1 protein-coding gene is annotated in these 383 nt (G+C 58.5%); it reads left to right on the top strand.

Annotated features, from left to right (window positions below; genetic code table 11):
• Positions 1-148: 148 nt before the first annotated feature.
• On the top strand, positions 149-383 hold a 235-nt coding region (locus AC1DBN_RS21580; protein WP_477724212.1), incomplete at its 3' end, for an HdeA/HdeB family chaperone.

The raw sequence follows: 383 nt of genomic DNA on the forward strand, positions 1-383 counted from the left end.
GGCATAGCCATGCGATTTGAAAACGCCTGACATGCTCCGAAAATCCCCCACCTGCGCGACCTTCTACGATAGGCCCAGGCGTGAACGAGATCATTCTCCTGATTGCGCTTCACGTCGATCCATCCCAACGAAGCTTCCAGGAGCCAGCATGAAACGCCTGATTCTTTCCCTCGCTATCGTCACCCTTTCCGCCCCGCTCATCGCCTCTGCTGCCACTGACGAAGTCAAGACCGTGAAGCCGTTCAAGATGACTTGCGAGGAGTTCCTCTCGGTCAGCGAAACCTACAAGCCGGCGGTGGTCTACTGGATCGCCAGCGTAGACAAGCTGGGCGTGCGCGAGAACGACCAGATCGTCGTTGACACGCCGCGCACGGTCGCTCACG

The organism is Pseudarthrobacter sp. 10T415 (assembly GCF_056394175.1).